The organism is Pseudosulfitobacter pseudonitzschiae, assembly GCF_900129395.1.
In the GTDB taxonomy this organism is placed as follows: Bacteria; Pseudomonadota; Alphaproteobacteria; order Rhodobacterales; family Rhodobacteraceae; genus Pseudosulfitobacter; species Pseudosulfitobacter pseudonitzschiae.
In genome coordinates, this window is the sequence record NZ_FQVP01000008.1 from 75,089 (window position 1) to 93,546 (window position 18,458).

Consider the following 18,458-nt stretch of genomic DNA (forward strand, 5'->3'; position numbering starts at 1 on the left):
GGCATTCACCTTTTTTCTGCATTTTCACCCTGAGGTGTTTTGATGTACCGCTCCGTTGATCCCCGCATAGAAAGCGCCAAGGCCCGCACCATGCGCGAGGTTTTGGACCGCTTGGCTATCCCTGATCTGACCGCCCTTGGTGATGAGCGGGTTGGCCCCTGCCCGCGCGCCGGGTGTGGCGGCACTGATCGGTTCTCTGCAAACGTCAAAAAGGGCGTTTGGCGCTGCCGCATCTGTGATCCCAAGGGGGGCGATGCGCTCGCGCTCGTCCAGCTCGCCCTTGGCACCGATTTCATGGGCGCGGTTGAGTGGCTTGAGGGCGCGCAGGGCGTTGAGATAGATCCCGCTGAGGTCGAGCGCCGCCAGATTGAAAAGCAAAAGGCTGATGCTAAGGCTGAGGCTGATGCCGCCCGCTATCGGGCATTTGCCAAGGATCAGGCGGCTGTCATTTGGCGCTCAGCTTTGCCGTTTGCCGGATCGCCTGCCGCCGCCTATCTCGCTGCGCGCAATGTCGATCTCGCGGGCCTGCCTTATTCCTTCGCCTGTTTCCGGTATCTGCCCGCGCACCCCTACGTCAAGAAAATCGGCCGCGCCCGCCGCGAGCTGCACCGGGGCCCCGCGCTGATCTCGGCAATCCAAGGGCGGGATGGGCGGTTTTCAGCGGTGCATCAGACTTGGTTCAACCCGGACGCGCCCGGCCAAAAAGCGACGATTATTGACCGGGAAACCGGCGAGGCGCACCCTGCAAAAATGGTGCTGGGCAGTAAAAAGGGCGGCGCTATCCGCCTCACCGGCACCGCCTGCGCCCGCGTCCTGGTGATGGGCGAGGGGATTGAGACAACAGGCACGGCGCTTGTCGCTGATGCCGTTCTTGGCGCGTCATATTGGGCTGGGGTCGATCTCGGCAACATGAGCGGCAAGCAAACGGGCCGCAATTCTGGCGTGCCTGATTTGAGTGATGTGCGGGCGTTCCTGCCGCCCGCATCCGTTGAGCGCCTTATCTACATCCAAGATGGCGATAGTGAGGAAAAAATGACCCGCGCCAAGCTCACGGCGGGCTTGCGGCGGGCAATGAATGCCAACCCCTACCTGCGCTCGCACATCGTGCGAGCTGGCGATGGGGTTGATTTGAATGATCTGACACAAGGCCAACCCGAAAATGAGTAAATTCGAGCAAGTAAACCGCGCATTTGAGGGCGCTGACGAAATCTTACCTGAGGGCGTGAACCCTGATGATGGGGCCACCACACCCCGCACCCCTGACAATGGCGTCCCGGCTGTTAAATCATCGCAGGAATTGGCTGAGGAATGTGGCGCTCTGCCGCTCAATGACTTCGGAAACGGCAAAAGGTTCACGGCCTATTTCGGCGCTGATGTTCTCTTTGTGCCGCGTGTCGGATGGTTCGTTTGGGATGGTCGATGCTGGGCGCAAGATGATGATCAACTTGAGGTGCGCCGCCTGTCACAACAGGTTTCGGCAAAGGTGACCGCTGAGGCTGAGTTTATTCGCCTTGAGGATTGGGAGGCCGCTCAGGTTGCCGATGGTGAGCTTGCGCGTGAGGCGGCGGCTGAGATCAAGGAAACGCCCGCATCAAAGCGCACGCCAGCGCAAAAGGCGCAGCTCAAGGATTTTGATGTTCTGATTGAGCGCGCCGATGATCTCAAGAAAAAGCTTGCCGGAATGCGTCGGGGCCATCACTCGCACGCCAAGGCGGCGGGTAATACCGGCCCGATCAACAACATGATGCGTGAGGCGCAGGTTGACGTTTACAAGCCGCTTAAGACGCTCAACGCAAACAAGGTGATGTTCAATACTGAAAATTGCGTTCTGTCGTTTAACGAGGGTACGCACCCCGTCACGGAAAAGCGCATTTTCACCCTTGAGCGTGAGGATCACAACCGTGATCTCTATCTCACGAAAATGATGCAAGTTGCTTATGACCCGGACGCTACCTGCCCAAATTTCCAAGAGTTTATGGCAACAATTTTGCCATCGCCTGAGCTGCGCGCGTTTGTCCAGCGGTGGTTTGGCTATTCGATCACTGGCCTCACGACTGAGCAAAAGCTTGCCTTTCTCTATGGCAGCGGGCGCAACGGTAAATCAACGCTTTTAGAGCTAATTGCAAAGATCATGGGGGCCTATGCCGCAAGCGTTCCGATTGAAAGCCTGAGCGGCACCGAACAACGCAAGGGCGGCGATGCAACGCCCGATCTGGTGCGCTTGCCCGGCGCGCGTCTGGTGCGCGCCTCTGAGCCTGAGCGCGGCACAAAGATGCGCGAGGCGCTTATCAAGCAACTCACCGGCGGCGCTGATATTCTGGTGCGCCGTATGATGCAGGAATTTGTTGAGGTAACGCCTGAATTTTCCCTCACAATTGATGGCAACTACAAGCCTGAGATCAGGGGCACAGACAACGGCATTTGGCGGCGCGTTCTGCTGGTGCCTTTTGTTGTGTCGATCCCTGATGAGGCTGTTGATCCGCTGTTGCCTCAAAAGCTTTGGGATGAGCGCGCGGGTATCCTGAATTGGCTTTTGGATGGCTGCAAGGTGTGGCTTGAGAATGGCCTGATGATCCCGCAAGAGGTGCTGGACGCTACCAAGGATTACCGTGAGGAAAGTGACCCGATCCTGGAGTTTATCTTAGGCTGCTGTGAGGTCACGGGCTCAGATGATGATTTCACGCGCGCCAAGGAAATGAATGAGGCTTTTGTTTGGTGGCAGGTAAATTCGGGCTCAAGCGATCCTTGGGGCACGCGCACCATTTTCAAACACCTCAAGGATAAGACGGACTTTTTCAAAGATGCAGAGGGCCGATCATTCCGGCACGATAAGAGTAACAATACCGGATGGCGCGGCATCAAGCTCACTGATGAGTTCAAGCAACGCCGCCAAGACGGTGAGGCGGATGATCGCTATCAGGCCCCCGCCTGATCTACGCACGGCCCTGCGCATCCCGCTTGCCCTGCGCCGCTGCCCTTGCCCGGCAGCGGCGTTTTGCGTTTTCTGATGCGATCCCCGCACCCCTCTCACATGACATCAGGGCGCTCTGATCCCAAAGGTTAGGGCAATCAAGGGGCGAGGCGATGGGTAAGGACAAGCGGTATTGATGGGGAATTTGAGGCACGGGTGCGCTCAGGATCGGGCCGGATCGCCGTGATTGGGGCGGGGTTAATCCCAAGCTTGGGATTAACGGGGCTGATTTGGGATTAGGTTGGGACTAATAAAATTAGGGGTTTGGGGTGAATATCACCTTATATCAGTAATTTAACCCTTGAATTGGGATTAGGGGATTGTTGGGATCAGCTTTGCCGGGGTTGCGCCAATACGCGCAAGGTAATCTGTCTGTTTTGTTATCCCTTATATGTTTAGGGAATTATTAATCCCATAATCCCAAATAGGGATAAAATGGAAAATAAATAAACAAAAACAATTGCTTAGGCTTGGGATTAGCGAAAATCCTTAATCCCAACCTAATCCCATAATCCCAAATTGATCCCGGTTCTCGCCGTAAAGAAAACCTTTTACGGTGAAGGAAACACAATATATAGTGAACCTACGGGCCAATTGGGCGCGCATTTGGTAGAGTAAGGGACAAGATATGACGCAAGCGGCGGCACGGTTGAGGGCTGAGCGGATCAATTTCCACATCATCGGGACTTATGCGGCGCGTCGGGCGATGGCTGGCGTGGGCTTGGGCGCGCGGGTCACGCCGGGCGCAGCTCGCGGTTTTTTCGATCTGGCGCAGATTGAGGATGTGGCGCAGCATCGTGATGCTGAGGGGCGCAGGTGTTCGGTCAAAGTCCTTCGGACTGATCCTGGATGTCTAACGGCTCGCCGCCGATTGCCCGCCGTATTGGGTCGCATGGCTGACGTTGACCCGCGCCGCCGGGCGGCTGAGCGGTATGCCTATGCGAGCGAAAAGATCGGCTCAATTGCTGGCACATCGGCTGAGGGGGCAAAGTCTGATGGCGGCGCGGCCACCAATGATGGCGGCGTTACGTCCCGCATCATGCACGCCAGTGCTATCCGTTCTGTTGAGCGGGTGCTTGATGCCGTTGGCAACGTGTTGACGCCAAGTGCGCGCGGCGGTGGGCAGCGCCGGGCGATCTCGGCGCGCGAGCTGATGGATGCGTTGTGCCTTGAGGGTTGTGATATGAAGGCGATCCTCACGCGTGCGGGGTGGTCGGGTCAGCGGCGTGACGTGGCGGCTCTGAGCGCATCGGCTGAGGTGATCCTTGAGGGGATGGCGCGCGCCCTTGGCCTGATCGCCACGGCGGCGCGTCTTGAGAGCGATGATGAAACGCCGTTGGGTTTTTGTAATGCACAAAACAAAACAAGAGCGCTGACGTGATACCGCGCAACGAGGAATTTGACAAAGCGGGATACTTCACCTTATAAGGTTCATTACTTGATTAAAGGTGTGTCTCAACAAAGCGCCCGCCCCGGTCCCTCGGTGGTGGGCGCTTTCATTTGGCCCCGGCGCTTCGAGCGCCCGGCAGGCCCGCCTTTTATCATATTGGTGCCGGGGCGTGTCGCGCGCCCCTCATGCCGCGTGACCGGAAAAGGCTCAAACTTATGTTGCAGATGTCCGTTGATACACGCGCCATTGAGCGGCGGCTGAGTGGTGTTGCAAAAACGCAGATGCCATTCGCTGCGGCCCTCGGCATCAATGATGTGGCCGGTCAAATCGCTGAGGCTGAAAGGTCAGCTCTTAACCGCGATATTGACCGGCCCACGACATTCACGACGCGCGGCCTCACAACTCAGCGCGCGACAAAGCGCAAGCTTGTCGGTGTCGTGGGGTTCAAGCCTGTTCAGGCGGAATATCTAGGATTGCAGGCAACCGGCGGTACTCGCCGCGCTAAGCGCAAGGCTGTCGTTGTTCCGGTTAATCAGCGCCTCAACAAATATGGGAACATGCCAAAGGGTGCGATTAAGCGCGCCCTGGCTCGGCCTGATACGTTCTCTGGAACGGTCAAGGGTGTTGCGGGCATCTGGCAGCGGCCAAAGGTCGGCAAGCGCAGAACAAAGGCGGGCGGGGCGGGCACCGGCGCGGCTGGAACGGTTGGCGCGCGCAAGGGCCTCAAGCTCTTGGTCGCCTACAGGGATGCGGTGAGCTATTCGCCGCGCCTCAAGTTTGTGCCGCGCGCACATCGCCTTGCTCGCTCTGAGATCGGCCCGGCCATCGCGAGGCGCTTGGCTCAGGCTGTAAAGACGGCGCGTTGATGTTGCGGCTTAGTGCGTTGGGTCCTTCCGGGGCCTGAGGCTCATGCGGGTAATTCGCACCGCATGTTTTTGTTGTGTTTCAAATTCTCAAGAGGTGCAGATTGGCGTTGATGTTGTTGTTTTAGTCAGCGCCCGCTGTCCCTTGGATTTCCCTTTTATGCGCGAGGTGATCGAAATGGTTAAGTAGATAGCGCCCTGCGGGGCGATCCAAAATCAAACTGTTTTGCTGATGCGCTTAGGCGCTTTTAAGGGCCGGTTTTGATCGGCACCGGGGCCGGGCACTGGCTGGCTGCCATCCCGCCCCATTAAACTTTCCGCCCTGATGAAATTTGATGATGGCGGGCAGTGATGCCCGATGGCTTCAAGATAGGACGTTTGAAAGCCTGCGCCTCTGTGCCGCGCCCCTGTTGGCTGGCGAGGGCAAGCGCGGCGGTCAACGCGCCAAGTGAAACGGCCCGCCATCTTTTAATTTCGCCAGAATTCTTTTGAGGGGCAGGCCATGACCGATGATCTCGGCGGCGCTGAGCCGCTTTTGAACCGCGCACAAATCGCGCAGATTTTCAACGTATCTGAAAACACAATCGACAAGTGGCGGGCTAAGGGAATGCCGGTCGATACTGAGGGAGGCAACGGGGTCGCCTACGGTTTCTTGTACTCAGATTGCAAGGCTTGGTTTGATGAAACTCAGGCCCGTGCGGCGTCTGAAAAGCGCGCGGCTGAGGAATTTGTTGCTCAGCAACGCATGGCCTTTCTGGGCATCGACAAGCGCGACCAAAAGGCGGGGCTGAGCCCGGCGCAGATGCGCGAGTTGGCGCAAGCTGAGCTTGTTTGGATGCAGGCCGCTGAGCGCCGGGGCGCTTTGGTGCAGGTTGATGAAATGGTTGAGTTGCTTGATCTCGTTTTTGCTGAGGTCCGCGCCGGTCTTGACGGTCAACCCGATTGGCTTGAGCGCGAGTTTGCCTTGAGTGGGTCGGATGTTGAGCGCGTTGTTTCCTACAACGACGAAATTCTAAGGGCGATCAAGGCAACCATTTCGGCGGCTGCGCTCAGCGATCCGGCTGAGCTGGTTGATCCGCTTGATGGGGGGCTGATCTGATGGTGACGTTGCCAAGCCGCCGCGCAGGTGAGAATTTTGAGCTGCCGCCGATGCCGCCTTATGCGAGCGCCGGGGCGGTTCTCGCGCAAGCTCTGCCGTCGCTGAGCCCCGCAACCCGCATGAGCGTTGTTGATGCTGCTGAGGCTCACATGAAAGTCAACGCAAACGGGCGTTGGGCAAGCTTTGATCGGGGCGTGACGCCCTACATGATTGAGCCCGCAAATATGACAACCTCGCGGCTCTTTCGTGAGGTGATCTTTGCGGGTCCTGCGCGCGCGGGAAAGACCGTCATGCTCATGTCAACCGTGAGCCATCTGGTGATTTGTGACCCCGGCGTTTGCCAAATCGTTCACATGACTGAGGCCACGGCTGAGGCATGGGTTGATGAAGAATTGATGCCGATGATCGAAAACAGTCCTGAGCTTGCCAAGCGGCAAGGCCGGGGCCGATCTGATCGCAACATTCTGAGCAAGAAATTCATCGGCGGGGCAAAGATTTCCATCGGCCCGCCAACCAAAGCTTTCCTCAGCGGCAAGACAACCCGCACAGTGCTGTTTACTGATCTTGACCGCATGGCGCTCAATATCGGCAAAGAGGGCTCACCCTTCGCTATGGGGGCCAAGCGCACGGAAACGCTCGGATCGCGCGGCATGACGGTTGCAGAGGCATCGCCGGGGCATGTGGTCACTGATCCGGGGCATAAGCCCGCAACGCCGCATGAGGCCCCGCCGGTGGCGGGTGGTATCCTTGAGCTTTACAACGGCGGCACGCGAGGCCGCTGGTATTGGGATTGCCCTGGCTGCGGCGAGGCGTTTGAGCCGCGCTTTGATCGGCTAAGCTATGACAAGGCCCTGAGCCCGGCGGATGCCGGGGCGTCTGCGGTTATGGTCTGCCCGCACAACGGATGCGTGATTGAACACCGCGAAAAGGTGGCGCTCAACCGCGCTGGCTATTGGTTGCACGAAACGGCAGCGGGTGGCCTTGCCCGGATCGAAAGTGGCGACGTTCTGAAATCGGATCGCGTGAGCTATTGGCTCAACGGTGCGGCGGCGGCGTTTGCATCTTGGGCCCGTCTGGTCAGCAAGTATGAGACGGCGCTGCGTGGGTTCAAGGCCGGGGGCGATGAAAGCCCGCTGCAAGTGACAATCAACACGGATCAGGGCTTGCCCTATCTGCCCCGCGCGATGAGCGATGAGGGTGCGTTGAGCGTTGAGGATTTGCGCAAGGCTTGCAAGCCGTATGCGCAGGGGGTCGCGCCTGAGTGGGCGCGGTTCGTGATCTTGTCGGCTGATGTGCAGGCGGGCCGCTTTGTGGTGCAGGCAACGGCCTTTGGTGTCGATGGGTGCCGCGCGGTGATTGATCGCTTTGACATCCACACGCCGCCATCTGACGCGCCTGGCGCTGCTGATCGGCAGCTTGACCCGGCGGTATATTCTGAGGATTGGGCGGCGCTGCTGCCCTTGATGGAAACTGTATATGCCGTTGAAGGGCAGTCTTACGGTTTGCGCCCTATGGCTATGGGTTGTGACTTTCACGGCGCGCCGGGGGTTTCGGATAACGCAACAAAATTCTGGCAGGCGCGCCGCAAAGAGGGCGATGCGCTCAGATGGTATATGATACGTGGGCACGGCGGTTTCAAAGTTGAGGGGCGGCAATGGTACAAGGCACCAACCCGCGCCAGTGACGGCAAGCAAGTGCGCGACATCAAGCTTTTGAATATCGCCACTGACAAGCACAAGGACACTACGTTTTCGGGGCTTGGCCGCTCTGACATCGGCCCTGGCGCGCTGATCCTTGGTGAGTGGATGCCTGACGGCCCGATCAAGGAATTTACCGCTGAAAAGCGCGGCGAAAAGGGTTGGGTTAAACGCCCCAACATGCCCCGAAATGAAAGCATCGACTTGTGCGGATATGCGCAAGCGGTGGCTGAGCACAAGGGGCTTTTGAAACTTGACCCGGCCAACCCGCAACCTTGGGCAATCGGCGGTCTGAAAAATCCTTTTGCGGTGGAAATCACGGCGGCGGGCAACCCTGTTGACGCGCCAAGCGGCGCATCACGCCCGCGCAAACCGGCGCGGCGCATATCGTTTTTGGAGTAACGCAAATGGCTGATTACACGGCGCAAGATTTGGCAAATATCAATCAGCTCATTTCCGGCGGGCTGTCGCAAGCGATGATTGCGGGCGAAATGGTGCAGTATCGCACCTTGCCGGAATTGCTGCAAATCAAGCGGCTGATTGAGGCGGCGCTCGCGCCCGCATCGCGCGTGCCTTTTCAGGTGCGCCACGTCGCAACTGATCGAGGGGTTTGATCATGAAGCATTTTAGCAATGCCTCAATGTTTGATCGTGCCGTTCTCGCGGTCGCGCCGATGCGCGGCCTGAGCCGCATCCAAGCCAAGGCTAAGGCCGCAATTCTGATGAATTACGATGCGGCGGGCAATGGTCGGCGCGTCAAGGGGTGGAAGTCGCCGGGCACGGATGCTGATGCGTCCTCAATGGCCGGGCGTGCAACGCTACGGCAGCGCTCGCGCGATCTGATCCGCAATGCCCCGTTTGCAAAGCGCGCTCAGATGGTTGTCACGAACAATGTGGTTGGCGCGGGCATCGCCCCGACGATCACCGGCACTAACAAGAAGGCGGCTCAGGATGCGGCGGATGTGATCTTGCCGTTCCTGCAATCGGTTGAATTGGACGCGCACCGCGCGATGAATTTTGCAACCATGCAATCGGTCGTTTGCAATAGCCTGTTTGAAAGCGGTGAAGTCTTGGCGTTGCGGCGCACACGCCCCGCCTCCGATGGTGCGACCTTGCCGCTCGCGGTCGAGATTTTGGAAATTGATCACCTTAATTCAACCATTATGGGTTGGGGTGCCAATGAGGTGCGCGACGGCATTGAATACAATGATCAGGGCATCGCAACGCACTATCATATCTATGAGCAACACCCCGGCGCGGCCTCGCGTCGGCGCACGCTCAGAACCCACCGCGTGCCCGCCTCGGATGTTTTGCACATCCGGCGCATTGATCGGCCCGGACAGATGCGCGGCGTTCCCTGGCTCGCGCCGGTGATGCTGACGCTTGGCGAAATGCGCGATTATCAAGAGGCGCAGATTTTAAAGCAAAAGATCAGCGCGCTTTTGGCGGGGGTTGTTGAAGCCGGTGATGGTGGTGTGCCTGAGGGCGCGAGCGGGCTTGATGCTCTCTCGCCGGGATCGCTGGTCTATACTGAGGCCGGGCAAAAGGTTTCTTTCACAACGCCGCCCCGCGTTGATGATTACAATGTTGTCATGCGTCTGGGGCTTTGGGCTGTCGCAATGGGCATTGGCATCACAGGCGAAAGCCTCAGCGGTGACCTCAGCGGCGTAAATTTCTCATCCATGCGCGCCGGTCGGCTTGAAATGGATAAGAATATTGAGACTTGGCAAGAGCAAATCTTGATCTCTCAATTTTGCGCCGGTGTCGGGCGGTGGGCTCTTGAGGCTTACCGGCTGACAAAGCCCGGCCTGCGCCCGCTGCAAATGGCGTGGACTGCGCAGCGCCGCGCCCTTGTCGATCCGACAAAGGAAATTCCCGCGATCATCAAGAAGGTTGAGGCGGGTCTTTCCAGCTTGTCGCGCGAGCAACGCGCGATGGGGCTTGATCCCGACACGGTTGCGCGCGAGCGCGCTGAGGATTTGGCGCGCAACCCCGCCCCTGTGGATGGGGCGGTTGATGAAACCAAGAAAGGAAAAGCCGCATGAGCGACTTGATCCAAAACGGCGAAATCCGCCTGTTCGGCACAATCGTCAAGGATGAGTATATTTGGCCTGAGGATGAGGGCCTTTTTTCTGCAAAGATGGTCATCAACGCCCTCGCCAAGATGCAGGGCGATGTTGTGATTTTGGTCAACTCTGATGGCGGTATGCCCTCGGAGGGCGAGGCGATCCGCGCGGCTCTTGAGGCGCACGGCGGGCGGGTCACTGCCCGTGTTACGGGTAATGCCCATTCCGCCGCATCGCTGATGATCATGGGGGCCGATCAAATCGAAATGTCGGCGGGCTCGCTGATGCTGATCCATGATCCGTCAAACGCAGCTTATGGCAATCCTGCGCAACTGAGCGCTGCGGCCAATGAGCTGAGCCTGATGGCCGATGCTTACGCCGGTGTCTACGCCGCGCGCGCTGGCATCACTGCTGAGGCGGCACGCGCGCTGATGCAGGCTGAAACGATGCTGAGCGCCCCGGCTGCGGTTGAGGCCGGTTTTGCTGATGTGGTCCTTGCCGCGCCCGTCAAAACGTCCAGCAATCCGGCGATGAGCCGGGCCGCTGCGCTTGTTGCGGTTGGTGCCGCAATGAGCCGCGCCCATGAGGCGCAAATGAAATTCGAGGCCAGTGCTGAGGCGGGCCTTGAGATTGGTGAAAGCCAAGAAACCGGCCAAGAGGCCATCCTTGAGGAACAGGAAATTTCCATGACAAAAGCAAACCTGAACACGCCCGCCGTCACGCCCGCCCCGGTTGCACCCGTTGCCGCTGAGCCGGTCATGAGCGCCGCCGATGCTGTCGCTGCGGATCGCGCCCGCGTGAAAGCGATCCGCGCCGCCGCCGCGCCTTTCATGGCGCATGTTGGGCAGGCTGAGGTTGATCGCATGATTGACGATGGCGTGACGATTGATGAGGCAAATCGCGTGATCATGTCCGCCGCCGCCGCCGCTCAGCCGCGCACCACGCGTGTTGAGATCACCCGCGACGAAACCGAAACTCAGATTGAGGGCATGATTGGGGCGCTGATGCACCGCGCCAACCCGCGTATGCACGCGCTGGAAGGTCCCGCAACTGATTTCCGTGGCCTGCGCATCAAGTCGCTGGCGATGCACCTTGCGGGCACCACGCGTGGCTTCAATGACATCGACACGGTGCGGGCTGGCCTGCGCGGTACGTCGCTGATGTCGGGCGCTCTGGGCGTTTCGGATTTCTCTTACATCACAACTGAGGTGATGAACCGCACGCTGCAAGCCGCGTATGCCCGCCGGGCCGCAACGTGGGGCATGATCTCGCGCCAGCGCAGCGCCAACGATTTCCGCGAGCTGCATTCGATCATTGCCGGTGGTGATTTCGAGCTGAAGGCAACCGCTGAAAATGGCGAGTACCTGCAAAGCCAAATCACCGATGAGGCGGCGGGCCTGCGCCTTGCGAAATACGGGCGTCAAATCAACCTTACGTTTGAGGCGATCATCAATGATGATATGGGCGTTTTCGAGCGCCTGCCCACCGATTTTGCCCGCGCCGCTGGCACGCTGGAAAGCAAAATTGCATGGGGTGCGATCCGTTCCAACAAACCGCTCGGTGATGGCAAGGGTATTTTCCACGCCGATCACAAGAACCTCGGTGCTGCCGGTGCGATCAACGTGGCAAACGTGGGTGAAGCCCGTGCCGCGATGTATCACCAGCGCCCCGCCGGGTCCAAGGACAAGGATGATTTTATCCAAGTCACACCCGATCTGCTGTTCGTGCCGCCCGCTCTGGAAACTGCCGCCGGTCAATTCGTCACGGCGGTCACGCCGGGCAAAATGGAAGATGCCAACCCCTACAACACCCTCACGCCGGTTGTTGAGGCGGCGCTGAGCGCCGCCGCCGATGGTTCGGATACGCGGTGGTATCTGTTCGCCTCTGATCTGCCTGTTTTGGAACATGCCTATCTTGATGGCTATGAAGCGCCCACGGTCATGACCAAAGAGGGCATGAACCCTGACGGCGTTTCGATGGTTGCCCGGCATATCTTTGCCGCCGCGCCTGTCGAGTATCGCGGGGCGTACCGCCGGGGCTAAGCGCGTCCTGGCTTAACCCTATAAGGCTTTGAGCACCCTTCGGGGTGTTCACTTTCGATTGAGCTGACACTTTCAACCTGAACCCTGAAAGGGAAAAATGATGAAAAATTACATTCAAGAAGGTAAAAACCTTACCGTTCCTGCCCCGTATGATGTCGAACCTGGCGCGGGCGTTCTTGTGGGCGCAATGTTTGGCTTTGCGACGGGGAAAGCTCTGGCCGGTGAGCTGGTGACCATTGCGCGCACGGGCGTATATTCTCACCAAAAACTTGGCGCGCAGGCGTGGGTTGTTGGTGCAAAGGTGTTCTGGAACGACGCGAACAGGGAATGCACCACGGTGGCCAGTGGCAACACGCACATCGGCTTTGCTGTCGCCGCCGCCGCCGATCCCTCGGCTGAGGGTTTGGTTGCCCTGATCTAATGCAGGGTCCCTTTCGTGGTGTCGCCGGTTCGCTCGCGCGGGCCTTTGGCGGCACCGTCACCCTGCACTATGGAACACCTCAGGCGCGTGACGTGTCTGCGGTGTTCCGGCGTGTGCCGCGCCGGGTCGATGGGCTTAATGGTGCAGAGATTGAAACGCTGGTGCCGGTCCTGCGCGCCTCGCGCCCTGAGCTGGCCGATCTGGCTGAGGGTGATCTTGTCGATCCCAAGGACGGGCGGATTTACCGCTTTCTGTTTCTTGAGGAAAGCCCAAGCCCGGCCTCTGATGCTCTGGTGACGGCGCAGCTTGAGGATGTCCAATGAGTGCAACCCTGGTCGCAAAAGAAATCCGGCACCGCTTCAAAGCCGCCCTCACTGCCGCTGAGATCACTGTTGATCCTGGCGGTGGTGCGGTGCCGGTGGCGATGCTGAAAACACCGCCTGCCGGTTGGGTGGTGCCTGATGATAAGCTGCCTGCGCTTTACGTCTTTGCGTCGGGTGAGGCCCTATCTCATGAGGCTTTGAGTGAGGTCACGCGTCAGCTTTTCCTTGATGTTGTTTTGATGGCGCGCGGCTCCGGTGATCCAATGGATCAGTTGGACGATATGCAGCTTGCCGTTGAGCAAACCATGATTGCGGCTGGTGGCTTTGGCCTCGCCCGATCAAATCGGCTGCAATCCGCTGAGATCGCCCAAAGTCAGGGGGCGTTGATCATCGGCACGCGGGTGATGAAATTCGAGATCATCTTTGGTGTCACGCCTGATGATCCATCCCTTTAATCTCTGAAAAAATTGGAGTTCCGGCTATGACCGTAACGAGCGCCGTTATCGGCATGAAAGCGACTTTTTCCATTGGCGATGGTTTCGATGGGGGGTCTGTGACCTATGCCAAAGTTGGCTTTGAGGTCACATCTATCACCTCGCCCGGCATCACGCGCGAAACAATCGACGCAACCCATTTGGAAAGCCCGGATGATTTCCGCGAATACATCGCCGGTTTGCTGGACACGGACCCGGCAACCATTGCCTTCAACTACAACGCCTCGGCGGCTGATCCGCTTTATGCGGCGATGATTGCGGGCAAGGGTGATTTCCGCATCACGTTTCCCAATGGCGTGAAGTTCGATTTCAGCGGCATCGCGCAAAGCTGGAAACCTGGCGATCCTTCGACAACCACGATGGCCGGTGAGTTCACGGTGAAGCCATCCGGGAAGCCTACGCTGTCTGCCGCGTAAGCGCGGCGCGCAGTCACCTTTAATCAATATTCAAACCCAAAAGGGGCGCTCTCATGGCGAACAAAGTGCGCGGCCAAATCGCCGCTAAATTTCAGGGCGAAAAGATCAACCTGGTCCTTTCCACAAATTCGATTTGCGAGCTTGAGGACGCCACGGATCAGGGGATTGATGAGTTTCTTGAGAAATTCATGCCCGGCAAAAAGGTCCGCATGAAAGATTTGCGGCTCATGTTTTGGGCCTTGATGCTGGATGAGCGCCCCGGTGCAACGATTGCAGAGGCGGGCGCTCTTATTGATGAGCTGCGCGGCGATCATGACCGCATCATGACGCAGGCCATCTTGGCGGCGTTTCCTGATGCTGAGGGCGATACCTCGGGAAAGTAAGCGGCGAGCGTGTTGCGTGGGACTGGCTTGAGCTGCATCGCGTTTATGTAGCGCACGGCCTTGATCCTGAGGGGTTTTGGCGGATCACGCCCCGTGAGGTGGTCGCGCGCCTTGAGGGCGCGCGCCGCCGACTTACCGCTGAGCAAGATGGCCGGGCGTGGCTCGCTTGGCATGTCGCAGCGCTCTCGCGTCAAACAAAGCTGCCTGATCTTAGCAGCATGTTCGCAAAACAAGAAAAGCCGGTCCCTCAGACAATCGAACAACAAGAGATCAGCATTGATCAACTGTTTCTCGCTTGGGGTGGTGATCCGGCGCAGCTCGCGCCTGTGCGCGAAAAAAGGGGGCAAGGCTGATGGCGGCTCAGAATATCGGAAACCTTAAGGTATCCATCGGCGCAGATACTAAGGACCTTGCGCGCGGTATTGGCCGGGCCAAGGCGCTGATGAGCGGGTTGAGCCGTGTTGCACAGGTATCCGGCGTTGCTGCTGGTGCGGCCTTTGCTGCCGCCTCTGCCGGGCTTATTGCCATGACTAAGGGCGGGCTTGAGGCGGTCGATGCGCAGGCCAAAATGGCCCGCTCTGTTGATGGCACCATTGACGGGCTGCGCGCCCTGCAAATCGCGGGCTCTGATGCCGGTGTTGCCGTAAGCGAAATGAATGGCGCTGTGCAGATGATGGGCAAACGGCTCTCTGAGGCGGCGCGTGAGGGCAGTGGCCCCGCGCATGACGCGCTCAAAATGCTTGGCCTTGACGCTCGCGAGCTGATGAAAATGGACGTTGATGAGCGGTTCGGGGCAATCGCTGACAAGATCAACGAAATGGGCCTCTCGGCGCAGGACGCCGCCGGGATAATGCGTGAATTTGGTGTTCGTTCAAATGAGGTTTCGCTTGCGCTCTTGCAGGGCTCTGGCGCGATCCAAGCTGCTCGCGGCGAGGTTTCAAAGTTTGGACTGAGCATGTCCGGTGAAATGGCTGCCGGGGTCGAGGCGGCTAACGATGCAATGAGCCGCATCGCTTTTGTGTTTGAAGGGATGCGCAACAAGCTCGCTGTCGGGCTTGCCCCGGTTCTGCATGATTTGGCGCTCAACTTCCAAGCGGCTAATCAGGCGGGCGGGCCGCTGCAAGGGGTTGTTGAAAGCCTCGTTGGCGCATTTTCCAACCTCGCAACGACAATCATGAGCCCGGAATTTTTGGAGGCTGCAACGCTTTTTGGCGTGACAATCGCAAACGCTGTTTCGGGCCTTGCAAATTTTATGGTGGTGCTGGCTGACAACGCTGAGATCGCCGGTATTGCAATGGTCGGCCTTGGCGCTGCTATGGCCTTTTTCAGCGGTCCGATCGGTCTGGCAATCGCGGCGGTGGCTGGCGGCATTTTCCTGCTGTCAACCCGATTTGGTGAAAGTCAGACTGCCGCTGAGCTGGCTGATAAGGCTTACCGCGACCTTCAAGCGGCGCTTGCGGTGGTTGATCGCAGCAACGCTGCGGCGGTGGCTTCGGGTGAGCAATTGATTGCAACTCACATTGATCAGGGCCGCGCAGCGCTTGAGGCGGCAAAGGCTGAGCTTGCCCTCGCCCGTGCCAAGCAAACGGCGGGGAATGCCCTCTTGGATCAGAACCCTCTGACTGCTGGGGGCAACTCCGGTTATGCTGAGGCGATGGCTGAAAACACCGCTGCGGCTGAGGCTCAATTGACTGCGGCTGAGGCGCAGCTTGAGCGTTATCAAAAGACGCTTGAGGGGTTCAAGCGCAGCCAATATCCAACGCAGGGCACCGGCGCGCCATCAAATGTGCCGGCTGATCCAGATGGTTCCGGTGGTGGTGGTTCTGACCCGCTTTCGCTGGGCAAGCTGAACGAAAACCTTGAAAACCTCATCACGACGATTGACCCCGCAAAGGCGCGGCTGGATCAGCTCACGGCGGCGCAGAAATTGCTTAAGCAAGCGCTGGATGAGGGCGTTATCACGCAAGATGAGTACAATTTGCGGCTGTCTCAGGTGAACGAAAAGTTCAAAGAGGTTCCGGCAAATGCGGGTGCCGCTGCTAAGGGTGTGCGCGGTCTGAGCAAGGAAGCCAAAAAGGCCAAAGATGCGAGCGATGAGGTCAAGCAGGGGTGGGAAAGTGCATTCTCAAGCCTGATCGACAACATTGATCAGGGCACGGATGCGCTGAAATCCTTCATTATTGAAGCCCTCAAAATGACGGCGATCAACGGGATTTCGCGGTTCCTTGGTGGCTCTGATTGGTTTGACGGCCCGTTGATCGGAAAAAATGCACTTGGCACTGACAATTGGCGCGGTGGTTTGTCGTGGGTTGGTGAAAAAGGCCCTGAGTTGGTCAACCTGCCAATGGGTGCGCAGGTAATCCCCAATAGCAAGCTCGGCGGTGGTGGTGGTGGCATGAGCTTCACCTATGCGCCAAAGATCGACGCGCGCGGTGCCTCGCTTGCGGCGGTGCAAGAGCTTGAGCATCGGCTGAATGCCGATGCTGCCCAATTCAACGGCAAGGTGCAGCAAGCGGTTCTAAAGGCTCAGTCAGGAAGGAAATTGCCATGATTTACCCTCGCGCTGATCTCTTTGATCTCTGCAAGGTGGCGGATGCAACATTTTGGCCGATGCACCGGCAAGAGCTGAGTCGCACAGTTGGCGGCTCAACTCAAGCCAAGGATTTAGGCCCGGCGCTTTGGCGTGCGAGCTTCACCACGGCGCCAGCTTTGAGGGGTGATGCTGCTGCTATTGAGGCGGCGCTGATCACCCTTAACGGCTCGGCGGGCTCATTCCTTGCCTATGATGTCCGCCGCCCGTTTCCGGCGGCGCATCCGGGCGGGTACGCCGGTGCAATCTCGGTTTCTGCTCTTTACCCCGCTGATGCGTTCTCTATCCAGCTCAGCGCCGCCGCTGGCGGGCTTTCGCTGCGTCCTGGTGATTATATTTCGTTTGAGTATGGCCCCCGGCCAAGCCGGGCGTTGCACATGATCCAAGCGGCGCAAAATATTGTTGGTGCGGGTTCGGCCAAAAAGTTTTCGGTGTTCCCTGCGCTTCGCCCTGGCGTAACGGTTGGCGCGGCTGTGACGGTTAACCGTGCGCCTTGCGAAATGATCCTTGAGCCCGGTCAATCGCCGCCCTCTCTGCGTGATCTGGTGGCCTCATCGGTGAGCTTTTCGGCGGTACAAATCTTCTAAGGTTTCCCTACAATTCAGAGGTGAGAAAAATGCGGGTTATTCCTGTAAGCACTCAAGCATTGCTTGAGGCTCAAACGCTTGTCGTGCGCGATTTCATGCGGATCACCGGGCGCGTGCGCGCAACCGGCGCGCCGATCACTGAGGGCTTTTGGTCTGATGTGGGGGATGTAAGCGCGCAAGTAATGGATGCGGATACCGGGTTGCCGGTCACCTATGATTTTAAGGGGGTGGGCGCGCTCATCGCCATTGATCCGATCCCGATGGTGTCAAACCTCACGGTGCAAGAGGTTGAGGTGAAATTCTCGCAACTTGATGATCGTATCAATGAGCTGTTGCGCCTCTATGACATCCGGCAGGCAAAGGTTGAGATTTATCGCGGTGAGTTCGACCCCGATACTTGGCGCATGGTTGAACCTGCCGCCTCGCGTTTCGTCGGCTTTGTCGATGGCGCGCCGGTTGAAACGCCCGCTGAGGGTGGCGAGGGCAGCATTTCGATCAAGTGCATGTCCAGCGCTCAAGAGCTGACACGCGGCAACCCTGATCTGCGCAGCCATGAAAGCCAGCAAGTGCGCTCGCCCGGTGATGATTTTTACAAGGATGTCACAAGCTGCGGCGATCTGGTGATTTTTTGGGGTAAGCGCGGCACTGTGCGCGATGCTGCTGGCGCATGAGCTGCGCCGCCATTGTGCGCCCTGCGCGGCCTGATGAGCGGTTTGCGGTGTTGTCCCTCTGTCGTGACTTTCATGCAGCATCGGGCATCCCGTTTGATTTTGATCCTGCGCACGCCTCTCGCGCCGCTCAGGACTACATTGAGGACCCGCGCAAGCTCTGCCTCATCCTTGAGGTTGGCGGCGCTGTACGGGGCGTTTTAGCGGCTTCAACGGCGATCTCGCCGCTTTCCCCGGTTCGCATTGCTCAAGAATTGGTTTTTTGGGTCGATCCGATGCACCGGGGGCGCGCCTCGCGCCGTATGCTCGCGGGCTATGAGGCGTGGGCGCTCGCTGAGGGATGTGCAGCCGCCGGTCTGTCTGGCCTCAATGATCCCCGTGTTGCCCGATTTTTCGGCGGCGCGGGTTTTGCTCTATCTGAAAACAAGTTCCTAAAATTGGTGGGTTGA

18 protein-coding genes are annotated in these 18,458 nt (G+C 58.6%); all 18 read left to right on the plus strand.

The genetic code is table 11. The features are described 5' to 3' along the window. Positions 1 to 42 precede the first annotated feature (42 nt). A complete protein-coding gene (locus tag BUC08_RS19680; protein ID WP_037931094.1) occupies positions 43 to 1,167 on the plus strand; it encodes a DUF7146 domain-containing protein in 1,125 nt (374 codons plus the stop codon). Further along, positions 1,160 to 2,932, plus strand: a complete 1,773-nt coding sequence (locus BUC08_RS19685) for a DNA primase family protein (protein WP_051694676.1) — start codon at positions 1,160 to 1,162, stop codon at positions 2,930 to 2,932. Before BUC08_RS19680 ends, BUC08_RS19685 begins: the two co-directional genes overlap by 8 nt. 667 nt (positions 2,933 to 3,599) lie before the next feature. Beyond that, positions 3,600 to 4,352, plus strand: a complete 753-nt coding sequence (locus BUC08_RS19690; RefSeq protein ID WP_037931097.1) for a hypothetical protein — start codon at positions 3,600 to 3,602, stop codon at positions 4,350 to 4,352. A 224-nt stretch (positions 4,353 to 4,576) separates the two neighbouring features. Continuing rightward, positions 4,577 to 5,227 (plus strand): hypothetical protein, encoded by a 651-nt coding sequence (locus tag BUC08_RS19695; protein WP_051694677.1) that lies wholly within the window; start codon positions 4,577 to 4,579, stop codon positions 5,225 to 5,227. Positions 5,228 to 5,726: 499 nt separating this feature from the next. After that, the gene (locus BUC08_RS19700; RefSeq protein WP_051694678.1) at positions 5,727 to 6,323 is read left to right on the plus strand and encodes a terminase small subunit; all 597 of its coding nucleotides are present in this window, start codon (positions 5,727 to 5,729) and stop codon (positions 6,321 to 6,323) included. 149 nt (positions 6,324 to 6,472) lie between these two features. Next, positions 6,473 to 8,422 (plus strand): terminase gpA endonuclease subunit, encoded by a 1,950-nt coding sequence (locus BUC08_RS19705; protein ID WP_159436707.1) that lies wholly within the window; start codon positions 6,473 to 6,475, stop codon positions 8,420 to 8,422. A gap of 5 nt (positions 8,423 to 8,427) precedes the next feature. Then, positions 8,428 to 8,634, plus strand: a complete 207-nt coding sequence (locus tag BUC08_RS19710; RefSeq protein ID WP_037931100.1) for a phage head-tail joining protein — start codon at positions 8,428 to 8,430, stop codon at positions 8,632 to 8,634. Positions 8,635 to 8,636: 2 nt separating this feature from the next. Continuing rightward, positions 8,637 to 10,064: a phage portal protein gene (locus tag BUC08_RS19715; RefSeq protein WP_037931101.1), complete on the plus strand. Its 1,428-nt coding sequence runs from the start codon at positions 8,637 to 8,639 to the stop codon at positions 10,062 to 10,064. Beyond that, entirely contained in the window at positions 10,061 to 12,127 is a 2,067-nt protein-coding gene (locus tag BUC08_RS19720; protein ID WP_037931103.1) for a head maturation protease, ClpP-related, read from the plus strand. Before BUC08_RS19715 ends, BUC08_RS19720 begins: the two co-directional genes overlap by 4 nt. Positions 12,128 to 12,227: 100 nt before the next feature. After that, the gene (locus BUC08_RS19725; RefSeq protein ID WP_037931104.1) at positions 12,228 to 12,548 is read left to right on the plus strand and encodes a DUF2190 family protein; all 321 of its coding nucleotides are present in this window, start codon (positions 12,228 to 12,230) and stop codon (positions 12,546 to 12,548) included. Beyond that, positions 12,548 to 12,871 (plus strand): head-tail joining protein, encoded by a 324-nt coding sequence (locus BUC08_RS19730; RefSeq protein WP_037931106.1) that lies wholly within the window; start codon positions 12,548 to 12,550, stop codon positions 12,869 to 12,871. The genes BUC08_RS19725 and BUC08_RS19730 overlap by 1 nt, the downstream gene beginning before the upstream one ends. After that, positions 12,868 to 13,326: a hypothetical protein gene (locus tag BUC08_RS19735; protein WP_037931108.1), complete on the plus strand. Its 459-nt coding sequence runs from the start codon at positions 12,868 to 12,870 to the stop codon at positions 13,324 to 13,326. The genes BUC08_RS19730 and BUC08_RS19735 overlap by 4 nt, the downstream gene beginning before the upstream one ends. 26 nt (positions 13,327 to 13,352) lie before the next feature. Beyond that, positions 13,353 to 13,781 (plus strand): phage tail tube protein, encoded by a 429-nt coding sequence (locus BUC08_RS19740; RefSeq protein WP_051694679.1) that lies wholly within the window; start codon positions 13,353 to 13,355, stop codon positions 13,779 to 13,781. Positions 13,782 to 13,834: 53 nt separating this feature from the next. Beyond that, positions 13,835 to 14,164 (plus strand): GTA-gp10 family protein, encoded by a 330-nt coding sequence (locus BUC08_RS19745; RefSeq protein WP_037931109.1) that lies wholly within the window; start codon positions 13,835 to 13,837, stop codon positions 14,162 to 14,164. Between the two features lie 352 nt (positions 14,165 to 14,516). Further along, positions 14,517 to 16,715 carry a phage tail tape measure protein gene (locus BUC08_RS19755; protein ID WP_051694680.1) on the plus strand — a complete coding sequence of 733 codons (2,199 nt, stop codon included), beginning with the start codon at positions 14,517 to 14,519 and terminating at the stop codon, positions 16,713 to 16,715. Further along, positions 16,712 to 17,341, plus strand: coding sequence for a hypothetical protein (locus tag BUC08_RS19760; protein ID WP_037931111.1), 630 nt, complete (start codon positions 16,712 to 16,714; stop codon positions 17,339 to 17,341). The genes BUC08_RS19755 and BUC08_RS19760 overlap by 4 nt, the downstream gene beginning before the upstream one ends. Positions 17,342 to 17,370: 29 nt before the next feature. Next, positions 17,371 to 18,012 carry a hypothetical protein gene (locus tag BUC08_RS19765; protein ID WP_037931114.1) on the plus strand — a complete coding sequence of 214 codons (642 nt, stop codon included), beginning with the start codon at positions 17,371 to 17,373 and terminating at the stop codon, positions 18,010 to 18,012. Further along, on the plus strand, positions 18,009 to 18,458 hold the full coding sequence (locus BUC08_RS19770) for a GNAT family N-acetyltransferase (RefSeq protein ID WP_051694681.1): 450 nt from the start codon (positions 18,009 to 18,011) through the stop codon (positions 18,456 to 18,458). Before BUC08_RS19765 ends, BUC08_RS19770 begins: the two co-directional genes overlap by 4 nt.